General features: G+C 67.2%; 16 protein-coding genes and 6 pseudogenes. 8 read left to right on the top strand and 14 right to left on the bottom strand.

Annotated elements, in window-relative coordinates; all coding sequences use genetic code 11:
- Positions 1-101 precede the first annotated feature (101 nt).
- Both AB5J87_RS39625 and AB5J87_RS39620 read left to right on the top strand, forming a co-directional pair.
- Entirely contained in the window at positions 102-1,301 is a 1,200-nt protein-coding gene (locus tag AB5J87_RS39625; RefSeq protein WP_369384176.1) for a helix-turn-helix domain-containing protein, read from the top strand.
- 380 nt (positions 1,302-1,681) lie between these two features.
- Positions 1,682-2,485, top strand: coding sequence for a CPBP family glutamic-type intramembrane protease (locus tag AB5J87_RS39620; protein ID WP_369384175.1), 804 nt, complete (start codon positions 1,682-1,684; stop codon positions 2,483-2,485).
- A gap of 52 nt (positions 2,486-2,537) precedes the next feature.
- On the opposite strand, the pseudogene AB5J87_RS39615 reads toward AB5J87_RS39620, so the two are convergent.
- From AB5J87_RS39615 to AB5J87_RS39580, 8 genes and pseudogenes are all read right to left on the bottom strand, one after another.
- Positions 2,538-2,768 (bottom strand): annotated as a pseudogene (locus AB5J87_RS39615) (TrmO family methyltransferase); the annotation flags it as partial.
- Positions 2,769-3,173: 405 nt separating this feature from the next.
- A complete protein-coding gene (locus AB5J87_RS39610; RefSeq protein WP_369384173.1) occupies positions 3,174-3,971 on the bottom strand; it encodes a hypothetical protein in 798 nt (265 codons plus the stop codon).
- A gap of 201 nt (positions 3,972-4,172) precedes the next feature.
- A complete protein-coding gene (locus AB5J87_RS39605) occupies positions 4,173-4,679 on the bottom strand; it encodes a hypothetical protein (protein ID WP_369384172.1) in 507 nt (168 codons plus the stop codon).
- Between the two features lie 961 nt (positions 4,680-5,640).
- Positions 5,641-5,922 (bottom strand): annotated as a pseudogene (locus AB5J87_RS39600) (integrase core domain-containing protein); the annotation flags it as partial.
- A gap of 31 nt (positions 5,923-5,953) precedes the next feature.
- Positions 5,954-7,114, bottom strand: a pseudogene (locus tag AB5J87_RS39595) (IS30 family transposase).
- The gene (locus AB5J87_RS39590; RefSeq protein ID WP_369384200.1) at positions 7,029-8,015 is read right to left on the bottom strand and encodes an IS3 family transposase; all 987 of its coding nucleotides are present in this window, start codon (positions 8,013-8,015) and stop codon (positions 7,029-7,031) included. Before AB5J87_RS39590 ends, AB5J87_RS39595 begins: the two are co-directional and overlap by 86 nt.
- Before the next feature lie 5 nt (positions 8,016-8,020).
- A complete protein-coding gene (locus tag AB5J87_RS39585; protein ID WP_369384171.1) occupies positions 8,021-8,347 on the bottom strand; it encodes a transposase in 327 nt (108 codons plus the stop codon).
- Positions 8,348-9,048: 701 nt separating this feature from the next.
- Positions 9,049-9,561: an RICIN domain-containing protein gene (locus tag AB5J87_RS39580; RefSeq protein ID WP_369384169.1), complete on the bottom strand. Its 513-nt coding sequence runs from the start codon at positions 9,559-9,561 to the stop codon at positions 9,049-9,051.
- Between the two features lie 906 nt (positions 9,562-10,467).
- On the opposite strand from AB5J87_RS39580, the gene AB5J87_RS39575 reads away from it, so the two are divergent.
- Complete coding sequence (locus AB5J87_RS39575) at positions 10,468-11,076, top strand: SMI1/KNR4 family protein (protein WP_369384167.1); 609 nt, start codon at positions 10,468-10,470, stop codon at positions 11,074-11,076.
- Positions 11,077-11,140: 64 nt separating this feature from the next.
- Here the strand turns inward: AB5J87_RS39575 and AB5J87_RS39570 are convergent, their stop codons facing one another.
- The gene (locus AB5J87_RS39570) at positions 11,141-15,478 is read right to left on the bottom strand and encodes a Tat pathway signal protein (RefSeq protein ID WP_369384166.1); all 4,338 of its coding nucleotides are present in this window, start codon (positions 15,476-15,478) and stop codon (positions 11,141-11,143) included.
- A 1,002-nt stretch (positions 15,479-16,480) separates the two neighbouring features.
- Between AB5J87_RS39570 and AB5J87_RS39565 the strand changes: the two genes are divergently transcribed.
- A complete protein-coding gene (locus AB5J87_RS39565; RefSeq protein WP_369384165.1) occupies positions 16,481-16,663 on the top strand; it encodes a hypothetical protein in 183 nt (60 codons plus the stop codon).
- 457 nt (positions 16,664-17,120) lie between these two features.
- On the opposite strand, the pseudogene AB5J87_RS39560 reads toward AB5J87_RS39565, so the two are convergent.
- Positions 17,121-17,516 (bottom strand): annotated as a pseudogene (locus AB5J87_RS39560) (transposase); the annotation flags it as partial.
- A gap of 43 nt (positions 17,517-17,559) precedes the next feature.
- Here AB5J87_RS39560 and AB5J87_RS39555 point away from each other — a divergent pair.
- Together AB5J87_RS39555 and AB5J87_RS39550 are read left to right on the top strand one after the other, a co-directional pair.
- Positions 17,560-17,784, top strand: a pseudogene (locus AB5J87_RS39555) (IS630 family transposase); the annotation flags it as partial.
- Positions 17,778-17,963, top strand: a pseudogene (locus tag AB5J87_RS39550) (sigma-70 family RNA polymerase sigma factor); the annotation flags it as partial. The pseudogenes AB5J87_RS39555 and AB5J87_RS39550, both read left to right, overlap by 7 nt.
- A gap of 242 nt (positions 17,964-18,205) precedes the next feature.
- Here AB5J87_RS39550 and AB5J87_RS39545 read toward each other — a convergent pair.
- Positions 18,206-18,379 (bottom strand): CsbD family protein, encoded by a 174-nt coding sequence (locus AB5J87_RS39545; RefSeq protein ID WP_369384164.1) that lies wholly within the window; start codon positions 18,377-18,379, stop codon positions 18,206-18,208.
- A gap of 252 nt (positions 18,380-18,631) precedes the next feature.
- Here AB5J87_RS39545 and AB5J87_RS39540 point away from each other — a divergent pair, with 252 nt between their 5' ends.
- Both AB5J87_RS39540 and AB5J87_RS39535 read left to right on the top strand, forming a co-directional pair.
- Complete coding sequence (locus tag AB5J87_RS39540) at positions 18,632-18,793, top strand: hydrophobic protein (RefSeq protein ID WP_369384163.1); 162 nt, start codon at positions 18,632-18,634, stop codon at positions 18,791-18,793.
- Between the two features lie 476 nt (positions 18,794-19,269).
- A complete protein-coding gene (locus AB5J87_RS39535; RefSeq protein ID WP_369384162.1) occupies positions 19,270-19,797 on the top strand; it encodes a hypothetical protein in 528 nt (175 codons plus the stop codon).
- 298 nt (positions 19,798-20,095) lie between these two features.
- Here AB5J87_RS39535 and AB5J87_RS39530 read toward each other — a convergent pair whose 3' ends face one another.
- The 3 genes from AB5J87_RS39530 to AB5J87_RS39520 all read right to left on the bottom strand — a co-directional run bounded on the left by AB5J87_RS39530 (position 20,096) and on the right by AB5J87_RS39520 (position 22,159).
- Positions 20,096-20,437 carry a hypothetical protein gene (locus AB5J87_RS39530; RefSeq protein WP_369384160.1) on the bottom strand — a complete coding sequence of 114 codons (342 nt, stop codon included), beginning with the start codon at positions 20,435-20,437 and terminating at the stop codon, positions 20,096-20,098.
- A 400-nt stretch (positions 20,438-20,837) separates the two neighbouring features.
- Positions 20,838-21,263 carry a ribonuclease domain-containing protein gene (locus AB5J87_RS39525; RefSeq protein ID WP_369384159.1) on the bottom strand — a complete coding sequence of 142 codons (426 nt, stop codon included), beginning with the start codon at positions 21,261-21,263 and terminating at the stop codon, positions 20,838-20,840.
- 140 nt (positions 21,264-21,403) lie between these two features.
- Complete coding sequence (locus AB5J87_RS39520) at positions 21,404-22,159, bottom strand: hypothetical protein (protein ID WP_369384158.1); 756 nt, start codon at positions 22,157-22,159, stop codon at positions 21,404-21,406.
- Between the last annotated feature and the right edge of the window lie 611 nt (positions 22,160-22,770).

Below are 22,770 nucleotides of genomic sequence, written 5' to 3'. Positions count from 1 at the left end.
GGCGGGCGGGGCTTGCACACTGTATGCACACTTGTGGTGCGGTTACGCAGACGGCTTGCGGGCATGGGTACACGGGCCGTCCCCACGCGGAAGAGACGATCATGAGCACTGAACCTGATGAGGCTGCAACGGAGCTGGCCCCGGGCGCGCACGTCGCGGTACTGCGCAAGGAACGCGGCTGGTCACAGGCCAAGTTGGCGCGCAAGGCCCTGGTCTCCGTCTCCCTGCTGAGCAAGATCGAAATCGGGGACCGGGCCCTGACGCCCGTGGTGGCCGCGTCGGTCGGCCAGGCCATGGGGATCTCCATGGCGGAGGTGATGGGCAAGCCGTTCGTGCGGCGGGGGGAGCGGCGCTCCCTCGATGCGCTGCGCTCCGCGCTGCGCGACTACGACCTTCCCGGCAGCGCCCCGGTGCTCGAAGACAAGCTGTCCGCCGATCTGTGCACCGCTGAGGAGTACCGCAAGAGGGTCGACGTCGCCCGGCTCCTGGTCGTGCTTCCGCAGCTGCTGCGGGACGCCACCGCCCACGCCCACCAGGAGAACACTCCCGAGGCGTGGATGGTGCTGGCGGAGACGTACAGCATCGTCTACTGGATCGCGGCAAGGCACCGGTGGATGGACATGGCCGAGCTCGCTGTCACCCGCCAGCGGTGGGCAACCGAGCAGCAGCCCAACCCGCTCGGCTCCGCCGTCGCGGCCCGCGACCGGGCCGGGACCTATCTCAACTTCGGGGACATCGAGCGGGGCCTGACCGTGGTGGACCGGGCGATCTGTGCTGCCCAGCAGTCGCTGTCCGGGACGGACCGGGACATCGCGATGGGCATCCTCAACCTGCGGGGGATGACGCTGGCCGGGCGGCTCAAGGACAAGAGGGAGGCCAGGCGGGAGGCCGAGCGGCACATCCGGTCCGCGCTCGCCGCGTCCCAGGGCATGCCCCGGGAGCTGGAGGCGTACGGGCTCACCGTCGGCCCGCAGAATACTTTCGCCCACCGCTTCGCGACCCTCATCGACCTGGGCAAGCCGCGCGACGCGCTGGCGCTCACCGAGGACATTCCCACGGCCATGGCGGGCATGCCGCCCACCCGGGTCGCCCCCACCCACATCAACGCCGCCCGCGCCCAGCTCGACATCGGAGACCGCGACGGCGCCCTGACCAACCTCACCCTCGCCTGGGACATCGCGCCCCAGATGGCCCGCATCCACCCCATGGGCCGTGAAGTGTTCCGCGTCCTCGGGTCGCTCCACCAGCGCAGCAACGCGAGGCTGCTGCGCCTGTCCAAGCTCTCCGGCATCCGCCTCTGACCGAGCAGTCGGGAGCTGTTGCGGGAGGGCTGCCGGGCCCTGCGGCGACCGCGTACGGCAAACGCCGCAGGCACCACGGCCGAAGGCACCCACGATGAGCACGCCACCCCACGCCTGCGCCTGCGCCTGCCGGGCCGGGGCGCACGAGGGGCCGCAGACACTCGCCGAGCTGCGGGCCACCCTCGCGCGGCCCCAACTGGCCGCCCCCGCAGGGCCGCTGGCCGGGATCCTCCAGCAGTCCAGCCCCGAAAGGCAGATCAACAGCACGGGCAACCGTACAAGCCCGCGCTGTGCCCTGCCCCGGCCGGAAACCAGGAAGATCCATCCCACTCCCGCGTTCCCCAGGCGAAACTGGGACCACACGGGTGGGAGGAGAGCACGTGGACATACGCCGCACGGCACCGCTGAGCGACGCCCCGCAAGGCCGCCGGACCCCGCGCACCGGGCAGGTCGCCCATCTGCTGATGTGGCTCCTCCTGTGGTTCGCCGCGGTCCTGGCCGCGCAGGCGCTGCGGGAGGCGTTCGTCTTCGTGCCGGGCTTCGTGCCGTGGGACGGGGAGAGTCCGCGCGGCTTTGCCGTCTTCCTCGGCGGGGCGGCCGGTTTCACCGCCCTGGCCCTGTGGGCCGGCTGGGGGATTATCCCGGTGCGGGCCGCCGTCAGGCGGTTCACCGACGGCCTGGGGCTGTGCCCCGCCTCGCGGCGCCAGGCGCTGCGCTGGGCGGCTGCGGGGCTGGCCACCGCCGTCCTGGTGGGGGCGGCAGGGCAGGCGGTGACGTGCGTTCCCTCGCTGACGTCGGTGCCCGCCGGCCAGGACGCGCGCATCCTCGCCGTGGCGCAGACCTCCTTCCCCGTCCGGCTCGGCTACGGGCTCCTCGCCCCCGCCCCCTTGGAGAAACTCTTCTACCGTGCACCCCTGCTGGCGCTCTGGCTCGCCCTCGCATCCGCCCGCGAGCGCGGCGCCTGGGCGGGGCGGCGGTGGGTACGCCGGCCGCTGACCGGGGCCGCCACCTGCCTGTCGGCCGTCCTGTTCGCCGCCGGGCACGCCATGGGCGGCAGCGCCAACGTCGCCCACGCCGCCTTCTTCGCCCTGGCCGCCACCGCCGTCACCCTGTGGCAGCGCTCCCTGATCCCGGCCCTGGCCGCCCACGGGCTGTACGACGCCTACGCCTACGCCTGGGAATGACGCCGCACCGGCCCGCCGACCGCGCGTCGCTGGCGTCGTCCCCCATGGACGAGACGGCGTCAAGGTCCGTGACGTGCAGGTCTCGTCCTTCGACCTTGAGCAGCCGGGGAAAGCTGGTCACCATACGGTTGGGGCGCCTGTGGTTTCGGTGCACGAACGTGCCGGTGGGTTCCCACTCCGGGTTGTTCTGGGGGCTGCAGGCTCCGAGGTGGAGGTCGGCATCGGATCCCAGGTGGAAGCGCCAGGTGACGATCAGGTGGGAGAACTCCTCAAGGCCCTGCACCTGGATGCAGCCTGGTCCAACCGGATCAACGGCCTCCTAGCTGAGCGGCACGCCTCCTACAAGGAGTGTCCGCGCCATCTGGACCACTGACCCCGCCCTCCTGCCCCGACATCTGCCGGCAGGGAGCTCCGTGGGGGTAGCTGTCAGACCTTCCACTCCCAGCGAGGGGTTCCCATACACCGTCGCACCAGCATCGCTGTGTCCTGGCCCTTGTCTTCTCCGCCGCACTCTCCGACGGCTCCAGCACCTCGACAACCGCACCGTCCAGCTCCCCCACCCCGGCAGTTCTGCCCAGGCCAGCCTCTCGGATCGACGAACTGGTGCGCAGCCGAACACCATGACGTGAGAGCTGCCGTCAGTCAGCACATCACACCGTGGGAACACGATCAGGCAGAGTGGTTCAGCTCAGTGGGGTGGAGCTTTGATTGTTCGGGCCGCGGCCAGCGTGTGGTCGAGGTCGCGGCGCGCGGCGGCGAGAGCGGAAGCGTTCCGGGCGACCGCTTGTTCCTGGAGCCGTGTCTCGGCGGCGTGCCAGATTTCGGCGACCCGGTACGTGGTGCGGCAGTCGAGATCGGCGAGGGCGGTGTTGATTTCGTGGCGCGAGACGCCGCTGGGGCTGGCGCGGAAGGCGGGGTCGTCGTTGGCGTCCATCGGTGCGCTGTAGCTGAATCCGCGGGTGCGCATGCAGGTGGACCAGTGGGCGAACACGTTTTTGACGTCTGGTTCTTTCATGGACTGCGGGTAGGAGGCGTTCATCAGGCGGTCCACCAGCGGCGCGAATCCTTGTGTCGAGGTTCCAAGGGCGCGGTTGGCTTCGCCGCTGCAGCCGCCGTCGGGTACGGGTTTGCCCGCGACGATTCCCTCCTGGGCGTCGGAGCTGGTGGTGGCGAGGGCCTCGGGTGGAATCTTCGTGCCGCCGACGACGACGGGTGTGTCGCGGGGCGGTCGGGGGCGGTTGGCCTGCGCCTGCAGGGCAGCGTCGTAGCGTGCCTGCTGTTTGTCGTCGACCTGGTATCCGCGGCGCTCGGTCAGATCACGCTCGTGGATGCCGTAGCGCCAGTCCATCTGGTTCTTCGGGCCCAGGGGCGGGAGTTCGGGATCGGGAGTGAGGGTGATGCCGTAGCGGCGGGCGCACTGCTCGATCAGCGTCTCCCGTGCCTGGCGGATGGTACGGGCCTGCTCGGGGGTAGGTTGGTAGCGCATCAGGGGCAGGTCCCAGGTCGCCGGGTCGTCCGAGGCAGGCTGGTGTGCGCTGGTTCGGGGGTGTGTGTCGGGTGGTGCGGAGGCCACCGCAGGGCCGCTGTCGGTGCCGGAGCAGCCGGCGAGGGGAAGCACGGTAAGGGCGGCGAGAGCTGAGGAAGCCCTGCGGTGGCGTTGTCTCATGAGAGGTTCCTGGCGCCTGGATCAGCAGGCGTCGAAGTTGATCGACTTGTTGTTGTTGTACGTGGCCGACAGGTTCATGCCGTTGTTGGGGTAGATCCGGTCGGTGGCGCCGCGGTAGCCGGAGTTGTAGTGCACTGTGGCGCAGTAACCGCGGTACCAGTTGTAGGCGGAGGCGGAGTTGTTCGCGACTCGCTGGCCCGCGCCCTTGCCCTTGTCGCAGTAGGACAGTGCCACGTAGCCGCCGCCGCTGCCGCCGATGGACAGCGAGGCGAGGTCGGAGAGGTTGTGGCCGATGTTGACCCAGGAGCCGCCGTAGTTCGAGTTGAAGTAGAAGCGGAAGCGGAACTCCTCCGACTGGTCGGCGCACTTGTGCGGCGACTCCCACGAGTCGTGGTCGGTGTCGTAGGGGATGGTGGGGTTGCCCTCGGCGGCAGCGATGCCCGTACCGCTGAGCGTGGCGGCGGCGAGGCATCCGGCGAGTACAGCCGAGCGCAGACGCCGACGGCTGGTCATGGTGGAGGTAGGCATAGGAAGGTGCTCCAAAAGCAAGAGAAAGAAAAAGTGGCTGCCGCGCCAGGGGCCGTCACACAGCTGCCATCGGCAGAGCCAACCCCCGTTGCCGCTCCAAGCGGGAAGTTAGCACGCAATGTCCACATGTAACGGCCACGTGAGGATGCTCACAACCTGCCCACAACGGAACGGGAGTCACGCTGTTGCCGCAGGTAGACAGTGGTATTGAGCCCGACGAGTCGGGAGGGGTGGCGCATCGAGGCGCTGTCGCCCGGCGGGGGACGATGGCCGCCGCATATTGGGTATCTTGAGGCCGCTGCGCCCACCCGTGACCGCCCAGGACGCTGGGGTGCGTGGGATGGTCCGGGGACCATTTCTCACCGGCACCATGGGTGAAGCGCAAACGTTGAGACAACGGAAGTGAACCAAGTGGACGGCGTGACCAAGCCGGTTCCCGGCGCCCTGCGGGCTACGGCTGAGTCCTTTACGGCTGATGTACCCGCCCTGGTGGAGGCAGCATTGGAACGCGGCGAACACATCAGACGGCGACGCATTTTGGCGTGGGTGTCCCTGACTCTGGCAACGGCAGTGACGGGTTGGTTGTTCCTGCGCTGAGACGCGGGCCAGTAACACTCCGGCCGCCCTCAACAGGTTGCTGGAGCAGCGGACTGCGGCGCCGGTAGCGCACGGTCAGTCCCTCGACCTGCTCGGCGAACGTCCGTCGCCCGCAGTCCGCACTGTCGCAGAACAACCCCCGCACCGACAGGCTGATCAGCACCGGACGCTCACCGGCAGCGACGTCGGCCAGCGTGCGCGAGTACCGGCTGTGCACCCGCGCTGACCCGCGACTGCGGTCAGGACACGCCACCACCAACTCACCGGTACGAGCAGCGATACGGACCACGCCACCCGCCAACCAAACCCGCTCCACCTGCACCGCATCCAGATGCGGTGAACCGTTCCGGGTTCGGTAGAGGTCTCAAATGTTGGTTGTGACCTGGGGTTTCGTGGTTGCTCGGTAGTGGTTGGCTTCGTATTCGGCGGGCGGAATGTGCCCTATCTCACCGTGGAGCCGGGTGTGGTTGTACCAGTCGGCCCATTCGGCGGTGGCCAGCTCAACCTGGGCGAGGGATCGCCAGGGCCGCTGCGGCTTGATCACCTCGGTCTTGAAGAGGCCGATCGTGGACTCCATCAGCGCGTCGTCGTACGCATCGCCGACCGATCCGATCGATGCGGCGATGCCGGCCTTCTCCAGGTGCTCGGCCAGCATGAAAGACGTATATTGACCGGATTCAACCGGTTGTTGCAACACCGGTCTGTTGGAGCAACAGTAGCTGTTCGTTGAACGCTTCGGCCGGTGTCTTCCAGCCGAGCGTCTTGCGGGGTCTGCTGTTGAGGGTGTGGGCGACGGCCGCAACTTCCTCGGCGGACCATCGTGAGAGATCGGTTCCCTTCGGAAAGTACTGACGAAGGAGCCCGTTGGTGTTCTCGTTCGTGCCGCGCTGCCATGGACTGTGAGGATCGGCGAAGAACACGGGAATACCGGTCTCGACTTTGAATTGCGCGTGCGCAGACATCTCCTTGCCTCGATCCCATGTCAGCGACCGTGCCAGCTGTTCGGGCAGCGTCGACATCGTATTGGCGAGTGCGTTTTTCATCGTGATCGCCCCGTAACCGGCCAGCGCAGGGCCATTCTTGACCGTGTGTTTGTGCCGGTAGCCTTCCTCGCGCGGCAGGTGAATCAGCATCGTGAATCGAGTTGAGCGCTCGACGACGGTGCCGATCGCGGAACGCTCAAGCCCGATGATCAAGTCCCCTTCCCAGTGGCCGGGAACGGTACGGTCCTCGACCTCGGCGGGCCGTTCGCTGATCAACGCTTCGGGCGTCACGTGCGCCCAGGTCTTGCGCCGCGAACGAGCACGCGGGGAGCGCAGCGCGCGGCCCGTGCGCAGACACAGGATGAGCTCCCGCTTGAGCGCCCCGCGGCCCTGAATGTAGAGCGCCTGGTAGATCGCCTCGTGGCTGATGCGCATGGACTCATCATCCGGGAAATCAAGCGTGATCCGGTTCGCGATCTGCTCCGGGCTCCATGCCTGCACCCACGCGCGGTCCTTGCGGTGCGGCTTGTTCCGCCCCGTCCACTCACCCGTCGCCGGCCCTGCGATCGCCGTGCCGCCGGGCGCGCTGATCTGTCCCGACAGCCGCTCCTAAACGTATGCGTGCAACCGCGGATTGGTGACCAGCTTTGCCGTTTTGGGGCGGCGTGCGGCCATGTCCGATTTCCACTGCGCGACCGATGCCCGGTAATCGAGCTTCCCGCCTCTGGTAGCCGCGTTGCGCCGCAGCTCACGGGAAATCGTCCCCGGATCACGGCCGACGTACCGAGCGATTTCGCGAACGCCCTTGCCCTGAGCTTTTAGGAGGGCGATCTCCTCCCGCTCGGAGAACGACAGGTACCTGCCGGAATGCGGCTTCGGATCGAACGGTCGCATGCCGCCACACTGTCGATACCAGCGCGTGGCCACCGCCGGCGCCACGCCGATAACCCCGGCCGCTTCCTCCGGGAGAGGACCCTTGGCGATCTCGACCCAGAAAGCCGCTTCGACGTGACGCTGATACTTCGGATGCCCCGGGGACCTCAACTTCGGGCGCACCGCTCGATCGGCTGCCTGCTGACGACGAACCATCCAACACCTCGCTGATCACAAGGTGTTGCGACGACCAGTTGAATCCGCCTTGCGATCCTGCGTCCGAGTGATGCACCAACTCACCTGGAAGGGGCGGGTGTTGGTCGCGGTCGCATTGCCACAGTCCCATGTCCAGGGCGTCCAGGACGAGCCGGGTCTGCTTCGCGGCCGAGGCGGGCCAGCCGACGATGCGGCGGGAGAAGGTGTCCACGACGAAGGCGACGTAGACGACGCTGGAGAACGTGGCGACGTGGGTGAAGTCGGCGACCCAGCAGCGGTTCGGCGCGCTGGCGACGAAATCGCGGTCGACCAAGTCCTGCGCCCTGGGTGCGCAGGGGTCCGGGATCGTAGTGATCACTCTCTTGCCGCAGACGGCGCCGGTGATACCGAGCTCGCGCATGAGGCGTTCGACGGTGCAGCGGGCCACGGTTTGGCCTTGGCGGTTCATGTGCCGCCAGATCTTCCTCGCGCCGTAGACACGGTAGTTGGCGTCGTATGCCTCCTGGATCAGGATCTTCAGTTCGGTGTCCCGGAGAGTGCGGGACGAGGGTGCCGTCAGGCGTTTGTGGTGGGCGTAGTAGGTGGACGGGGCGATCTTGCAGTCGTGCTCGGTCAGAACGCGGCAGATCGGCTCGACTCCGCCGAAGCGGTCCCGGTGCTCGTCGATGAATGCTACGAGCGTGTGTGTGGCCGGTCGAGCTCGGCCGCAAAGAAACTCGCTGCGGCCTTCAGGATCTCGTTGGCACGCTTCAGCTCGGCGATCTCCTTCTTCATCGCCTTGACCTGCGCGGACTCCTCCGTCGTCGTCCCCGGCCGGGTGCCGGCATCGATCTCGTCCTGGCGGACCCACTTGCGCAGCGTCTCGGTTGCGCCGATGCCGAGCTTCGCGGCGACCGCTTTCATCGCTGCCCACTCGGTGTCGTAGTCGGGCCGCACCTCGGCGACCATGCGCACCGCACGACGGCGCAGCTCAAGCGGGTACTGGGAAGGACGTGCCATGACTCGATCCTCTCAAATGATCGAGTCCCCACCGAACCCGGAACGGTTCAGGTTACCGGCGCGCAGGGGCACAGCCCGCTTCACGGAAATCTTGGCGGGGCCAGAAAGCCCCGTTCTCCGACACCCGGCGCAACGAGGTGGCCGAGTACTTCAACCGCCGCTCCGCATGCCTCCCCCTCCGGGCCCCCGCCACCCGGCACGGGTACCGGCATGCGTTCTACAGGTACGCCATCACGTGCCCCGACCCCGAGCCGCTCACCGCGCACCTCGCTGCCCGTGGCATCGAAGTCGAGCGCGTCTATCCCTACCTTCTGCCGCAGCAACCCGCCTTCGATAGCATCCCGCACCGTGACGTCGTCACGGCCCTGTCCAAGCCCGCCACCGAGCGGCTCTGCCTGCCGCCTACCCCGAACTCACCGACGCGGAGGGCGAAGCCGTCGGCGACGCGGTGGCCAGCCACTACGCCTGACTGCCGGTCCAAGCCAGCCTGCTCCGCATCGCCGAAGGTTCTGGGCGGGTGCATGGACCCTGGACCTGGCCGCCCTCCCGACCACGGCCCACCGGCTGGGCGCGAGGCTCGGGCCTGACGGCACACCAGCGCTCACACATAGCCTGGATCGGGCCCGCCAGCAGATCTGACGTCGGCGGGTTCGATTTCGGAGGACCGTGGGTCGCCGCTGGGAGCGCCACCCGGGACAGCGTCAGTAGCGCATCATCCAGTGCTGCTCCGGCGGGTAATCCGAGGCACAGGTCCAGAGCGTGAGGTATGTGCCGTTGCCCGCCGAACCCCCCTTATTAGTGAGGCACTTGTCGGAGTAGTTGGTATGCATGGACCAGTCACTCGACCAGAACTGCTGGCTTCGGTTGGTGCCGCTGTTCTCGCACGGCCACAGGGTGAGTACCGCGCCATTGGTGCTGTATGCGTCGCCCTGCGGGGTCAGGCACTTTCCACTCGCCTTGTGAACGATCTGGTAGCCGTCGTGATCCCACTTCTGCAGTTCGTCCCCCGTACATGTCCACAAGGTGACGATGGTTCCGTTGGCGGTGCTGTTGCCCTTCGGCGTGGCGCACTTGGCGGGGTACCAGGTGCCAGGACCCACCGGCGTGTAAAGCTCGCCCCAGTTGGGGCCTGCCGCCGAGGCCTGCGCCGTCGTGGCGGCATGGAAGCCCACCGCGAGCAGAAGTGCCGACAGGTAGGTTATTGGCTTGCGCATGACACGTCTTTCATTAGCAAGAGGTGGTGTCTGTGACTGCGGTGATCTTAGCGGGCACCGAACGGGTGGGATGCGCGAGCCGTGCACCGATCCTTCGTGATCCGGCAAGCATCCCCGGTGTCGGCATCGGCCGCAGCTGGCTGCCGATGACTCGTGCTGCAGTGCGAACGGGCGATGGAGTGCGCGGTGTTAAGCACAGAGCCGTCCCGCCCCCTGGCCCCTGGTACGGCCGTTCCTCTGGCGCGGACGGTTCTCGGGCATCCGGCTTGGCGCGGTGCCATCCGTGCGGTCGGGTCTGCTTCGGGGGCTGCGAACAGACCGCGTGCCCGCGCAGCGCGGCCCGGGGCCTGTCCCGTATAGCCGGCTTGGGGATGGGGCACGGTTCGACGGCCCACGTCCCTGGAGTGGCAGCCAGCCGTACACTGAGCCGAGATTCTCTGCGGGGGATGGCCGCGTAGGACTGGTGCCGTGGTTCGAGCGCGGCGCCCACTGGCTCTGGCTGACATCCAGCACCACGTGGCAGAGACCAACGATGTCACCAGCGCGGCGGTGCGTCCCGTGTGAGGTTTTCACTTCCGCGCCCGCGCGAACGGCGATAAGACCACCGTGACGAGGTGGATCCGGGCTCAGTCCCTCCTGGTCGGCTTCTGCGCTGACCACGGCCCCGCCGCCGAAGCTGCCAGCAACTGCAGGACGGCCGGCCATGCCGCACGGCGTGCGGCCGACCGCTGGTCGGATTCTGGTGCAAACGGAAGATTCCGCCCCGTAGTACTGCAATGGGACCATGTTCCCGCCTCGCCCAGTAACAGCCTGCTCCCGCCCCGGACAGAAGGGGGACAGCACGAGTGGAACAATGACATCGCTTGACATAATCGTCCACTGGTACGGAGCAGCGTGGAGGACCGAATGGATCAGTCTGCCTCTGATGGACCGTTTCACTTCGAACACCTTTGGAAGAGGTTCGATGATTGGCTTACGTGCAACGCCCCGGAAGAGCACGCCGTGCTGCGACCAGGCGCGTCCGATGCAGATATCCTCACGCTAGAAGTCGGCATTGGGTTTCAGCTCACCGGCGATCTCAAGGCGCTGCTCTCGATGCACAACGGTGTCACGCCGCGCCGGTCGAGCATGGAAGCCGGCGGGTTCGTCCTCGGTTACAGCCTCCTGGGCACGGAGGGGATCCTGGAGTGGCAGCAGAACCTCGCCGAAATGGCAGAGGACGCCGAGGAGGAGGGATACGAGGAAGAGGTGGTGGGGCGTACTGCCCATCGGCAGTGGGTTCCCTTCGCCCAGAAATTGAGTGGCGATCTGCTGTTCGTGGACCACCGGATCGAACATTACGGAGAGGTCGGAGAGATCTCTTTCGGTTCTCCTGAGTATGTGTGGCTCTGGCCGGGCATGGGCCTGATGATGGACGATATCTGTAGGGCAGTGGAAGGCATGTCGCCTCTTCCCACTGTGGGCTGTCGCCCCTCTATTCATGAGGAGCGCATGCTGGAATGGGTCGTCAGCTGACCCGCAAAAGAGATCGGCCCTCCAGTAACCTACCTGGAGGGCCGATGCCATGGGGGCCTAGCGGCTAGCTGATGTTGCAGACTGACTTGATGTCACAGTACTCGAATCCTGTCTGGACGTAGTACGGATCGTTGTCCAGAAGCCGGATGTCTGATGTGAACCGCCCGAGATCACCGCCTGCGGAGGTGTTCTGGATTGTCGGAACTGCGGCCCGGCCGCAGACCTCATTCCAGGTGGGATACGGATAGTTACTGTCTAGCTCCAGCAGTCCTGTGTTCTTGTCGTCATACAACTGCACGCAGTATTTACCTGAGGGCAGCGACTGCCCGCCGCTTTCACGGGACTTCGCGAAGGGATATTCGTCGCAGCTCGTTCCCGTCGCGTCCGGATGCGGCTTCCATTCCGCTACAGCCAGATCACACATCACATCCCTGTTGCCCTTGGCCTTGCTGTCGTCGGCGAGGCGGTGGAGCGGCTTGTTGTACCTCTCGCTCCCCGGGTGGGAGGCCAGCTTCTCCATGATCACCCAGTAGTACGCGGCTGCGGCAGGGTACTTTTTCGTGTTCAGCTGCAGAGTCGGCGTGTACTTGTAGAAGACGCAGCCGGTGTTGCCGGCTACCTTGTTGTCACAGCGCAGGTCGAACCCGCTGTTGCTCCACTTTGGCACCGCCTTGACCGCGGATTGCGGCGTCGACCAGGCGGTGGTCCAGTCGAGGTTGAGGATCTGATCGCCGCCAGCGATCTTGTTCCACGTATAGGTATTGGTGCGGGTGGCCACATGGGTATCACCTGCAGTCCAGGTGGTGCTCCCCGTCCAGGGCCCCTCGGTCTCGGCGCATCCCGACGTCGGCCAGCAGTTCTCGTCGAACGACGTGAGACTCGTGGAGCTGATCCCCGTCATGTTGATCAGCGATATCTCGGTCCACGTGGTGAACTGAGACGACTTGGGATTGAGGTTGATCTCCTGGATGATCTGCATGACCGCGTTGCCGACGGGAACGCCATCGCGGGTGGCCGTCAGGGGGACCATACCGCGCAGACAGCCCTCTGTCCGGGTCAGCATGGCGCTGCCGTTCACATTCTTGCACCAGCCGACAGGGCCTGTGCCGCCTGCTGCGGCGGCCCTGGGCTTCGAGGGAGTAGGCGCGGCCGCGAGCGGCGGGGCCGTCTTCTGCATCGTGGAACTCAGCGGTTTGTACTCGGCGCACAGGGTGACGCCGTCAGCACCTGCCCGGCACGGAGAAGCATGTGTCGGACCTGCTGCGAGCTTCTGGGCGGCAACTCCCGCGGGCGCCGCCTCCTTCGCCGTCTGCCTTGCCACGAAATCGATATCCGGGGCGTTGGGGTTTTCAGCAGGGATGTGGATCTCGGGCAGGCCGGAATAGTTGCCGGGGACGAAGGCGACCGCGCCCCAGGCGATGTCCTTGTCCGCGGTTCCGCTGCTGTTGGAGTTGGACAGCCTCACCTCGGGCTGCTGGTCGTTGAAGCGGTAGGCGCCGAGGTCGACCCACTTGCCCGCGTTGGCGCCCTGGTCCACCGTCTTGGTCACCGTGCCGAAGCGGGTGACGATCTGGTAGATCGCTTCCTTTGTCTGGGCTCCGGTGTCGGGGATGTGGGCGTAGACCTTGGCCTGACCCTTGTCGACCGGCTTGCCGAGTTTCCAGGCGCCGTCGATGCTCATGACGCCGCCGTTGCCGCCGAGGTGGGCGACGTTGCGGTCGTGGGCGTACCAGAAGTGGCCGCCGTAGCCGCCACCGATCTGGTGCAGGTCCGCCTTGGCCTCGAAGCGGCCTTCCGCGCCGGGGGTGAAGGTGAACTCGAAGCCGCCCGCCGAGCTGGCCTTGCCGCAGTCGCCCCAGGTCGGGGTCCCGTCGGGGACAGAGGCCACCACCAGAGCGCCGGCCGGGGCTCCGGTGCAGACCGGGGTTCCGTTCTTCAGGCGGGTGCCGCGGCCCGGTTCAGAGATCAGTGTCTGGTACTTGATGTTCTCGTGGCCGCACTGACTGGCACAAGCCTGCTTCCAGGTGGCGTTGGGCTGGTTCCACCAGAACTGGGCGTAGCAGGCCTCGTCCTTGCAGTCGGGCGGCGTGTCCGGGTCGCAGTTGTTGGCGCTGTTGCAGAAGACGCCCAGGGGTGGTGAGACGAGGCTGCGGGAGGAGTTGACGTCCCACCAGGCGGGCCGGAAGCCGGCCGAGGAGAAGCCGGATTCGCCCTTCCAGTCCTGGCGGCCGTCGGTGCCGTAGGAGAAGCCGGTGTCGATGGACCAGGCGGCCCAGCCCATCACCTTCTCCTCGTACGGCCAGTCCTGCGGGTGGGCGGCATCCCGGTTGGCCTCGGTTCCGTCGACGGTGGTGTCCATGAACGGGTGGCCCCAGCTCTTCTTGTAGAGCGGGTTGGCCGGGTTGTTGTACCAGCCCAGACCCCAGTGGCCGCCGTGCGCGGCGGCGTCGGATGGCGGGTTGAAGCCGAGGTTGTAGTTCCACACGGCGGTGAACCAGTTCTCCACCATGGCCGGGTCGTCATTGTTGACGGTGATCTTCTGCCCGTCGGTGTGGACCTCGTTCCACTTGCTCGCGAGGATCTTCATCGAGGCGGCGACATTGGTGGCGTAGTCGATGGCGACGAGCTTCTGCAGCGCCGGGGAGAGGCTGGTCTCGCCCGTTTTCTCGTGCCCGGCCAGGCGCATGCCGTCGGTGACCTGCCCGACGCCGTAGCCGCAGTCGGACTTGTCCCAGTGGATCTGCCAGGAGGCATCGGGGTTACCGGCGACGGCCTTGTGGCCGTAGTAGCCGTCCACGGCGGCGAGGGGGTTGCCCATCTGGCCGGGAATCGCACCGGACTCGGCCTGCCACAGGTTGGACTCCTGCGCCATGATCCCGAGCAGCACATTGGCGGGGATGCGGCCTCCGCCGTTCAGCGTCGGCGGCGGGAACAGACCCTGCGGGTCGACGGTCCCCAGACCGGCTTGGTCGCGGTATCCGCCCTGACGCAGGTAGTTGCCCCGCAGGTTGCCCCGGACCGCCATGTCGACCGCCCACTCGACCTGGTTCGCGGTCGGCTGCAGTGCCTGCACGTTCACGTCGTTGCGGGAGACCGAACACCAGCGGTCTGGATCGGTGGGGTCGTTCGATGCAGCTGCAACGCCGCGCAGCGCCTTGGGTCCCGCGGGGGCGGCTGCCTTGAGAGCAGGGGAGAGACCGATCGCGGAGCCATCCGTGGTGTCCTGCTGCACGCTCTGGGCGAGCTTCGCCCCGGTGGCGGTGGCCGTACTGGTGATGGTGACCGGCTCGTCGGCCGAGGCGGCCGGCGCGGTAGGTGCCGCTGACCGTTCCTGCGCGGGATTGACCTGGGAGAAGCCCTTGCTCGCGTCCTTGACGTGCTTCAGACCAGCGCGGATGCCGGGGGTGAGGACCGGGTCGACGGCAAGGCGGCCGTGGGAGGAAATGTCCGTGTCAGCCGGGGCATTGATCGGGGTGACCCCGGTGCCCCGGGCTGACGGGGCGGTGGCGGGGTGCCCGGTGAGGAATACCTTGCCGGCGTCCCCCTGCATCAGGTCGAGGTCGCCGAGCTTGCCCGTGGCGATCGAGGCCGGCTTTCCCTTGCCTGTGAAGAGCTTGGCGTGGACGGTGGAGGTGTTCTTGCGGTCGACGAAGGCGACCCTGCCGTCAGCGGCGGCCCGGATATCGAAGGGCGTACTGTCCGCGTCCGCGAGCGATTTCACCTTGCCGGAGCGGTCCAGGTGCACCAGGTGCTTGCCGAGGGCCGCGACTGTGCCGTCCTTGACCGGAACGGCGCTGGTGAGCTCACCCTTCGCCGCGGCCGAACCGAGGGTTTTGCCGCTGGTGCCGACGGTGACGACGCGCGTCTTCGTGCTCGCCGGATCGTTCATGTCCCGGAAGGCGGTGAACGCGGCCGTGTGGGTGGCGGTATTGCAGGACGGATCGAAGTAGGCCAGCGACGCGGTGAACGGCAGCTTCGCCACCCGCCCCGACTCCAGATCGACGATCGCGGTGAACGCGCCGCCCTGCATCAGGTCCGGCTTGTTCGTGAAACTGCGCGGCGCATAGACGACAGCGGCGTGCCCGCGGTCCATCTGGCACTGGTTGCCGATCCACGAGTCCGCAGGCATCCCCGGCTCGGACAGCACGGCAACCGTCTTCCAGGTGTACGCCTTGCTGCTGTCCGCGACGAGAATGCGCAAGCCGTCCCGGTCGGCGGCGGCGGTCACGGCACGGTCCGGACTGGACTGCCAGTCCTTCCCGAGCTTCTTGCCTGGATCCTGCACCTGGCCAGGCGCCGATGGCGGAACAGGCGGCTTAGCCATGGCTGCGTCAGCCCACGCCGCTATCGAGATGCCGGGCAGCAGCCCGGTCAGGAGGGCGGCAGCGGTGACCGCGGTCACCGGCACCCTTGCCCTCTTACTGAGTCTCATCGGTTCTCCTAGTGAATGTCCACCACCCGCACACAGTCGGCGGGCAGCTACCGGTACGCATGGGGCGTGGCGCCCGGTGTGTACCGGAAGTCATGAGTGGGAGGCCACCGCAGGACGAGTACAGACAGCACAGGCGTCGGCGGTGTCTCACCGGAGTGCTGCCAGGCCAGTTCCGTATGTGTAGGCGGCCCAGGCCCCCGGATTGCCTTCCAAGGGCTATGTGTTGTTGTGCCGCGTCAGCCGCGCAGTGCCCCCGCTGGAGGGATCCGTGAGGCGCGCCATGCGGAGCAGAAGACCAACCGACAAGCCCATGAAACCCTGAGACGGGGGCCAGGACCGGGCAAGGATGTCGAGGTCGGGGTCCGCTCGCGTACGGCAGCGGCAGCGGCGGTGGCTACGGCGATCCGGTGGCCGGGCCGGTCAGGCCCCCGAGACGGCCAAGGGTGGTCGACATGACGGGGAACTGGAGGGGGATGCGGTGTCCTCGCGCACCCAGGGCGCACCACAGGCCGCTTTGCACATTTCACTCCAGTCGATCCATGGAAAGTCGCCCATCACCTGCCCATACGACAGACCGAGGCCAAGGAAGCCCGGCCGACGGCATGACATCCACCGGAGGATCAGTAGATCTACGGACGCCGGGAAGGACAGGGGAGTGGATGCAGCTACCGCTGACCGTCAAACAAGTGGGCCGCGTGCGGCCATAGTTGGCCACGCACGCGGCGAGTGGCAGTCTCCATCGATGAACCCCCTGGAACACCCGTGTACGCTCACGCCCCCGCGGGCGCCGTGTGTTGACGAGACCCGCTCCAGGCCAGATCCCCCCGGCCGAACGCAGCGGTTGCTCGCGCAACTTCTGCATCATTAGATCACTTTGACAGGCACTCAAACTAGATGTATGACACATACGGGACATCAAGAGTTAGCAAAGTTATGGATTTTCTGTGATGCCGTATGCATACGCGGGGTGACGTGAGCCGGACTCCGCATCGATGCTGCCGTCAGGCCGCCCTCGGCAACACACTTCCCCTTGCTCTGGCGGCATGGATCCGCGCCTCGCCGGGCTGGTACCAGAACTTCGGCAAGGAACTCCCGGACGGCGGGGACTGGACCTTCCTGGCGCGAGCGCTTCAGACCGCCACCGTCTACGAGTGAAACGTTCGCTCCGAAACGCTCAAGCCTCTGTGCTGAGCAAGTCACGGCAGACGTGGGCGCTCTCGCGTCCGAACCAGTGAAGATGCGTACCCCTGCTCCCGTGCGACACCACAGCCCGGAGCAAGCCGCCCGGCGACCGCCGCGCCCCGCCGCGGTGACGGGTCAGTAATCCGGTGCGCCTGACGGCGACACCCTGTGGGCGTGAAAATCGGTGTGTGGCCGTCCGGCGGACGTCGAGTCTTCTTGGTGCGTTCCGAGCCCGCGGGTCAGTAGGACGCTGGGGGTCCATGACAGGCACCCGGATGTGTTGCTTCGAGCACGTGAATCAGAGTCTTTGGCCTGCCGGACCCCTGCCGGGCGGTCGCGTGCTCGCGGCCGATCACGGAAGGGGGTGCCGGGGCGATGGAAGTGATCCACGAACGCTGTGCGGGGATCGACATCAGCAAGGTGGACGTGAAAGCGAGAGCACCATCTCGTCGACGCCGGTCAGCCGGCGCTGCCGCTTCTTCACGATCTTCGACTCGAAGCTGCCCTCCCGGTCGCGCGGGACGTCGATGGCGACCGGTCCGACCTCCGTGAGGACAGTCTTGGACCGGGTGCCGTTGCGAGTGTTGCCGCTGGTCGTCTTCTCATGCTTGTCGTGGCCGAGGTGGTCGGTGATCTCGCCTTCGAGGGCGGACTCGAGGATCTTCTTCGTCAGCTGCTGCAGCAGCCCGCCCTGGCCGGTCAGTTTGATCCCGTCGGCCTTCGCCCGGTCCACCAGCTGGCTGATCAGCTGGTCGTCCAGGGTGTCCCGTGCCCCGGCGGGCTTCACTTCCTCGACGGCCTCAGCCGAGACGATCACGTTTGTCATCAGGTGTTACTTCCTGTTCGAAGATCCACCGTTGACGGTACAGACCCCATCCTGGCTGAACCTCGTGGAGCGGTGGTTCGCCGAACTCACGCAGAAGAAACTCAAACGCGGTATCCACCGCTCCGTCCAGGCACTGGAACGAGACATCCGCAACTGGCTCACCGACTGGAACGACAACCCACGCCCCTTCATCTGGACGAAGACCGCCGACGACATCCTCGACAAAGTCGCCACATACTGCCGACGAATCTCTGACTCAGGTCACTAGCACCCCTCATCGACCAGCTCGACGAGCGTGAAAGGCGCATTGTCAGTATGCGCTTCGGATACGAACTCACTCAGGCTCAGATCGGTGCCGAGCTCGGCATTTCCCAGATGCAGGTCTCCCGCCTCCTTTACCGGATCCTCACCAAGCTCCGCAGTAGCATGCTCGCCAATACGGCCTGAACTACAGCCTGAACCGGGAACATCAAACCTGTGAGGCGGGCCCACGGTCGAAGGGCCCGCCTCACAGACATGGGGAAAATCGGCTGACGCCCCCTACACGAATCCCGCTCCGCCACGCCGAAATGATACGGAAGAGCTCGCCAGCCGACTGCACCGAAGACTCCGTGGCAGACCTGGTGGTGGGGGTAAAACCCACGGGTTGTGACCCCCACCACCGAAAAGCACCAGAGATACGGTCCAGGTCAGCCCTTGAAGACGTCCTTGACCTTCTCCTTCGCGCCACGGGCATCGCCCTTGGCCTGCTCCGCCCGTCCCTCGGCCTCCAAACGCTCGTTGCCGACCGCCCGGCCGACCGTCTCCTTGACCTTGCCCTTGGCCTGCTCGACCTTCGCCTTGGCCTTCTCATCGCCAGCCACAGCACTCAACTCCTCACGCAATACGAAAGAAAATCCCGCTCACAGCACGGATGTCCCCCGCGCCACGTCGCAAACAGCAACCGGCACACTTTTTTTCAAGACGCCGGACACCAGCCCGGCACCGGCCACACGACTCACCCCGTCGGCGGAGGGAACCAAGAAGTTTCCCGGTCAAGAATCTTATAAACAGCCGCGTCTGCACGGTGTAGAACCACAGCACCAGGGCATCCGGTGGCCCGGAGGTTGATAACTATGGTTCCCCTGCTTCTCGTTCTTCTGCTGGCACTGCTCCTCTTCGGTGCGGGATTCGCACTCAAGGCGCTGTGGTGGATCGCCGTCATCGTGATCGTTGTCTGGCTGCTCGGGTTCATCGCCCGTCCCAAGGGCGGAAGTGCACGCTGGTATCGCTGGTAGACACCAACCGCACATCATCACCGTGTGGGGGCTGCCCATCCTGTCAGGATGGGCAGCCCCCACACGCATATCCGCACAGGCACCTGAGAAATCAGCACGGGCGCGGTGCGGGTCATGCACCGATTCCCGGGTACCAGCACTCAACGACCGCGGCGTCGGCCTCCGCGCACCGGAACCACGCCTCCAGGAAGCCGCCGCCGCGGTCACACCCCGGTGGACCCGACCACGCCCGTCCCCGCACCACGCCGACGCCGACGCCGACGCTGTCACGGTCAAGACCCAGCCGTCGCTCGCACCCAGCCGTCGCCCCCACCCCGGTCGCCGTTCGCGGTGTCGACCACGTACTCCGGACTGCTCTTCACGCCGTCTCGCCGTCCCCTTCTGATGCCCCTGGGCCGCACCCGAGTCAACACGGCTGCGGTGCCTGTTCCAGCACCCCCGCCCTCCATCTGGAAGGCCCCGCCGGTGACAAGGACGTGCGCACTGCAGACCGGGACCCGGTGGTCAACATGCTGCGCGTCGTACAGTCCTACGAGCCCGACGGCGGCCCCGCGGCGGCGGGGCCGAGCAGCCGGAGCGGGTATCTCGCGCTGTCCAGCCAAGAGGAGCGGGAGGCTCGTGCGGAGCGAGCGCGGGAGCTGGCCGGGATGCCGCGTCTAACCCGTCAGCGCTCGTCGCGGGCGGTGGTGGACTGGCTCAAGAACACCGTTGTCTCCGATCCGGTGAGCTTCGATCTGGAGCGGGTCATGCAGGCCGCCACCGCCTATCAGGCTCGCCACGGCGACCTCAAGGCCCCCGCCGCGTGGGAACAGGACGGGCTGCTGCTCGGCGTGGACCTGGACAAGCCGCCAAACCCGCGCCGACCGCGCCGACCTCCACCAGCTCCTCGCCCGCACCGGCGACGAACAGGCGGCACGGGCAGCCTGGCTGCGAGCCGGACCCGCGTCCACCCCGCCCGGTCAACGGCGAGACGGTACCGAGGCCGTGTACACGGTTCTCGGTGATGACTGCAGGCTCCCGTGCCGCAGCTGTCGATCTGTCGGGGCGGGACGGGTGCGGCCTGCACGGCAATGTGCCCCCGCCCGGCCGTCTCCGCTTCACGGGGCGTGCGGCCGGGCAGGGGTCGCGCCCCGCGGGCCCCATGTCCGGGATGGGACCACCCTGGGGGCGGGCCGGACCGGGGGCCGGGGCGTTTACCGCTTCTTTTGGATCATCCGGTCGTTGTGCTGCTCATGCACACCCGGGCGGGGTGGCCGGGTGGCCGCGGGGCGGGAGTTGTTGTTCCGCCCCGGCGGTGGTGGGTCAGCTGAAGAGGACGGAGCGGAACCGGAGGCGGTCACCGAGCTTCTTGCCGGGGGGCATCACGTAGTAGACGTCACCGTCACAGTTGGCGTCGAGGAAGACGGTCGCGGTGGAGGTGGTGAGGTTCCTCGGGGCGAGCGCGGGGAAGTCGTTGCCGACCGTCTCGGGGATGTCGATGCACACCCCGCTTTCGGGGTCGGCCAGCTGGCCGTTCACCCTGATCCCGCCGGTGCCGATGTAGGTGTAGAGAAAATCGCCCGAGGCCGCCTGGGCCGGGTTGGCGAACGTCAGACCCAGCAGCAGGGCGCTGGCCGACGCGACGAGCGCGTTACGAAGTCGCATGGAATGTCCTCTCCTTGCAGAGCCGGAAGTTCCGGCGCGGGCAGACTTCCCGCCCACGCGCCTTCCTGGATGCACCACAGACCAGGCTGTACGGCGGATTCACCCCTGCGGCCTACAACACAGGAACGAGGCGCTCTCACCCCACACCCCCGGCAACCCTCACACCCCGGCCCGGGCTCCCGCTCCCGCTCCTGGCCGTGCCCGTCCGGCGCGGCGGGCCGGACGCGGGGACTGGCCGACGGGCGAGCGGGAGAGATCCGGCCCGGCTGCTGTCTGTTGTCACCGTGCCGTCGATCGGAGCGCGTACTGCCGGCCCGCCTTGGTGGCCGTGGGTTCGTCTCATTGAAGCCGGAAGAGCCCCCAGCGCCCTCTCACTCGCGCTGAGTTCTTCCCCGCACGCTCAGCGCATGCGCTGGAATGTACGGAACAGGTCAGCGCTGTACCAGGCGCTGCCGTCGTCGCCGGTGACGATGCGCTCCGAATCCCGGGCCTGGCCGGGCTCCTTGCGGTTGACGTCCCACTGCCGGTAGTGAATCGGGCTGCCATCACCATGGGTGCGGGGCAATGCTCCGTTGCGATTCGGCAAGGTGGCACCCCCCTTGGTACCTGAAGCATCGTTCGGCGGCCACTCGCCGGCGTCGATCAGACTCAACGTGCGAAACGCACGCTCCGGAATGGCCACGCGCACGGAACGCAAGGAGTCGCCCGACCGCGGCTGATTGGCACCCCCGTTGGCGGCGGTGTCAGCATGGACCGTTCCGGAGAAGGCGAGAAGCGCCCCGGCAAGAGCAAGGGAGGCGAGTACACGCCTGGCAGTGTTGGTCATGCCCCGCCAACGATCTTTGTCCACCGGGGTCACGCAAGCCCGCACTGCCGACGGCCTGCACGCCATCGGCGGTCCGGTGCTGTGCCGGGGCCGATGACACGTTCCTATCCACCACCCCGCTGGTGTGGGTGCGGCTGTGGTCAGGCCCGGGTGGTGAGTCGTGCGAGTGCCGTGTCGTACCGTGCCTGGATGTCGGGGTCCGGTGCCGCGCGCAGGAGGGCGGCGAGGGCGCGGACCGTGCCGTCGTCGTAGCCGGCGGCCTCCGCCTCGCGGGCGGCGAGGTCGAGTTGGGTGGCGCCGTCGGTGTGGTGGCCGAGGCCCACGAGTGCTTCGCCCTTGATGATGAGCAGCAGGATGTGGGGGATGTCGGTGGCACCGGGCCGGTAGTCGAACTCCAGGGCCCGGTCGGTGGTGGTGAGGCCTTGGTGCCAGTGGCCGGCGTCGGCCTGGTGGCGGGCGAGGTGCTGGGTGGCGAGGCGTTCGATCCTGCGGTCGCCGCTCCGGCGGGCCAGGCCGGCGGCCGAGCAGCACATTGCCGGAGTAGGTGACGCCTTTGTCGGACGTTCCCGAGCTGCTGCTGGAGGAGCAGCAGCTGCCCTCGGCCCCCAGGCGGCGGCGACCAGCGCGGGGCCGATGCGCTCGCTGGCCCGCTCTTTCGCCTCGGCCTTCGCTTTCTCCTCATCCAGCCGGGCCTGCTGGGCCTTCCAGCAGCCGTGGCAGTGGAAGCCGGGCCCGGCGGGCGGTACGGTCGCCTCTTCCGCAGGGCGGGCGGGAAGGGGTCTGGGGACGGCTGGCCGGTGGGCTGCCGTCTCGAGGAGTGCGCGGATTTGATGGGCGAAGTCGGGGCCGGGCATAGGCAGGTCGATGTCTGGTTCACGCAGGTAGCCGGTGGCCACGGCGATCCCCCGTCATCCATCTGCCGCCGTTGCCGCACCACCACCCCCCTCTCCGCCTGGCCCCGCGCTCCCCGCTCTTACGACGGCCGCGGAGGGCTTGTGGTCCGGCTGGTTCCATTCGCACGACCTGGATGGTCGTAGCCGCCCAGAGGCCGAGACCGGATCGGGCACGATGTTCCTCGCCGGGCGGCGGGCGACGAACAGCACGCGGCGTATGGAGCCAGCACGGTCACAGATCCGTGGACACCGCCGCGTCGTCGGTCCGTGTGTCCGCCATGAGGCGCCAGGGGTCGCCACATTGACCGTGCGGGTAGGGGCTCGTACCACTGATGAAGCGGTCGACTGCTTCTCGCGGCTTCGGCTGTATGTGCCTTATTGGAATCTTTTGCGATTTCGCCGTGGCTCCTGCGGGCCGTCATGCAAGATGTGCGCCTTGGGCAACACCCTATGTAGTCAAGGAGCGTTGGTGGCTGAGGAGCTGGCCGAGAGCGGTGGGCGTGAGCGCGGCGAGGAGTTAGTACTGCAACGGTCTTTTCTGTGACGGGTGGGCAGTTTCTGGTGGTGTGTGGCCGCGTCGTTTGTAGTGGCTGAGGCGGGCCTGGTACTGCCTT

Origin of the sequence: Streptomyces sp. cg36 (genome assembly GCF_041080675.1) — a bacterium.
Lineage (GTDB): Bacteria > Actinomycetota > Actinomycetes > Streptomycetales > Streptomycetaceae > Streptomyces.
Note: the sequence above shows the minus strand (reverse complement) of the source record. Positions and strands in the feature narration are given on the sequence as shown.

Coding starts and splice junctions, on each gene's coding strand:
- AB5J87_RS39625 (WP_369384176.1), top strand. CDS start 102: ATGAGCACTGAACCTGATGAGGCTGCAACGGAGCTGGCCCCGGGCGCG.
- AB5J87_RS39610 (WP_369384173.1), bottom strand. CDS start 3,971: ATGCGCTACCAACCTACCCCCGAGCAGGCCCGTACCATCCGCCAGGCA.
- AB5J87_RS39605 (WP_369384172.1), bottom strand. CDS start 4,679: ATGCCTACCTCCACCATGACCAGCCGTCGGCGTCTGCGCTCGGCTGTA.
- AB5J87_RS39585 (WP_369384171.1), bottom strand. CDS start 8,347: ATGGCACGTCCTTCCCAGTACCCGCTTGAGCTGCGCCGTCGTGCGGTG.
- AB5J87_RS39580 (WP_369384169.1), bottom strand. CDS start 9,561: ATGCGCAAGCCAATAACCTACCTGTCGGCACTTCTGCTCGCGGTGGGC.
- AB5J87_RS39575 (WP_369384167.1), top strand. CDS start 10,468: ATGGATCAGTCTGCCTCTGATGGACCGTTTCACTTCGAACACCTTTGG.
- AB5J87_RS39540 (WP_369384163.1), top strand. CDS start 18,632: ATGGTTCCCCTGCTTCTCGTTCTTCTGCTGGCACTGCTCCTCTTCGGT.
- AB5J87_RS39530 (WP_369384160.1), bottom strand. CDS start 20,437: ATGCGACTTCGTAACGCGCTCGTCGCGTCGGCCAGCGCCCTGCTGCTG.
- AB5J87_RS39525 (WP_369384159.1), bottom strand. CDS start 21,263: ATGACCAACACTGCCAGGCGTGTACTCGCCTCCCTTGCTCTTGCCGGG.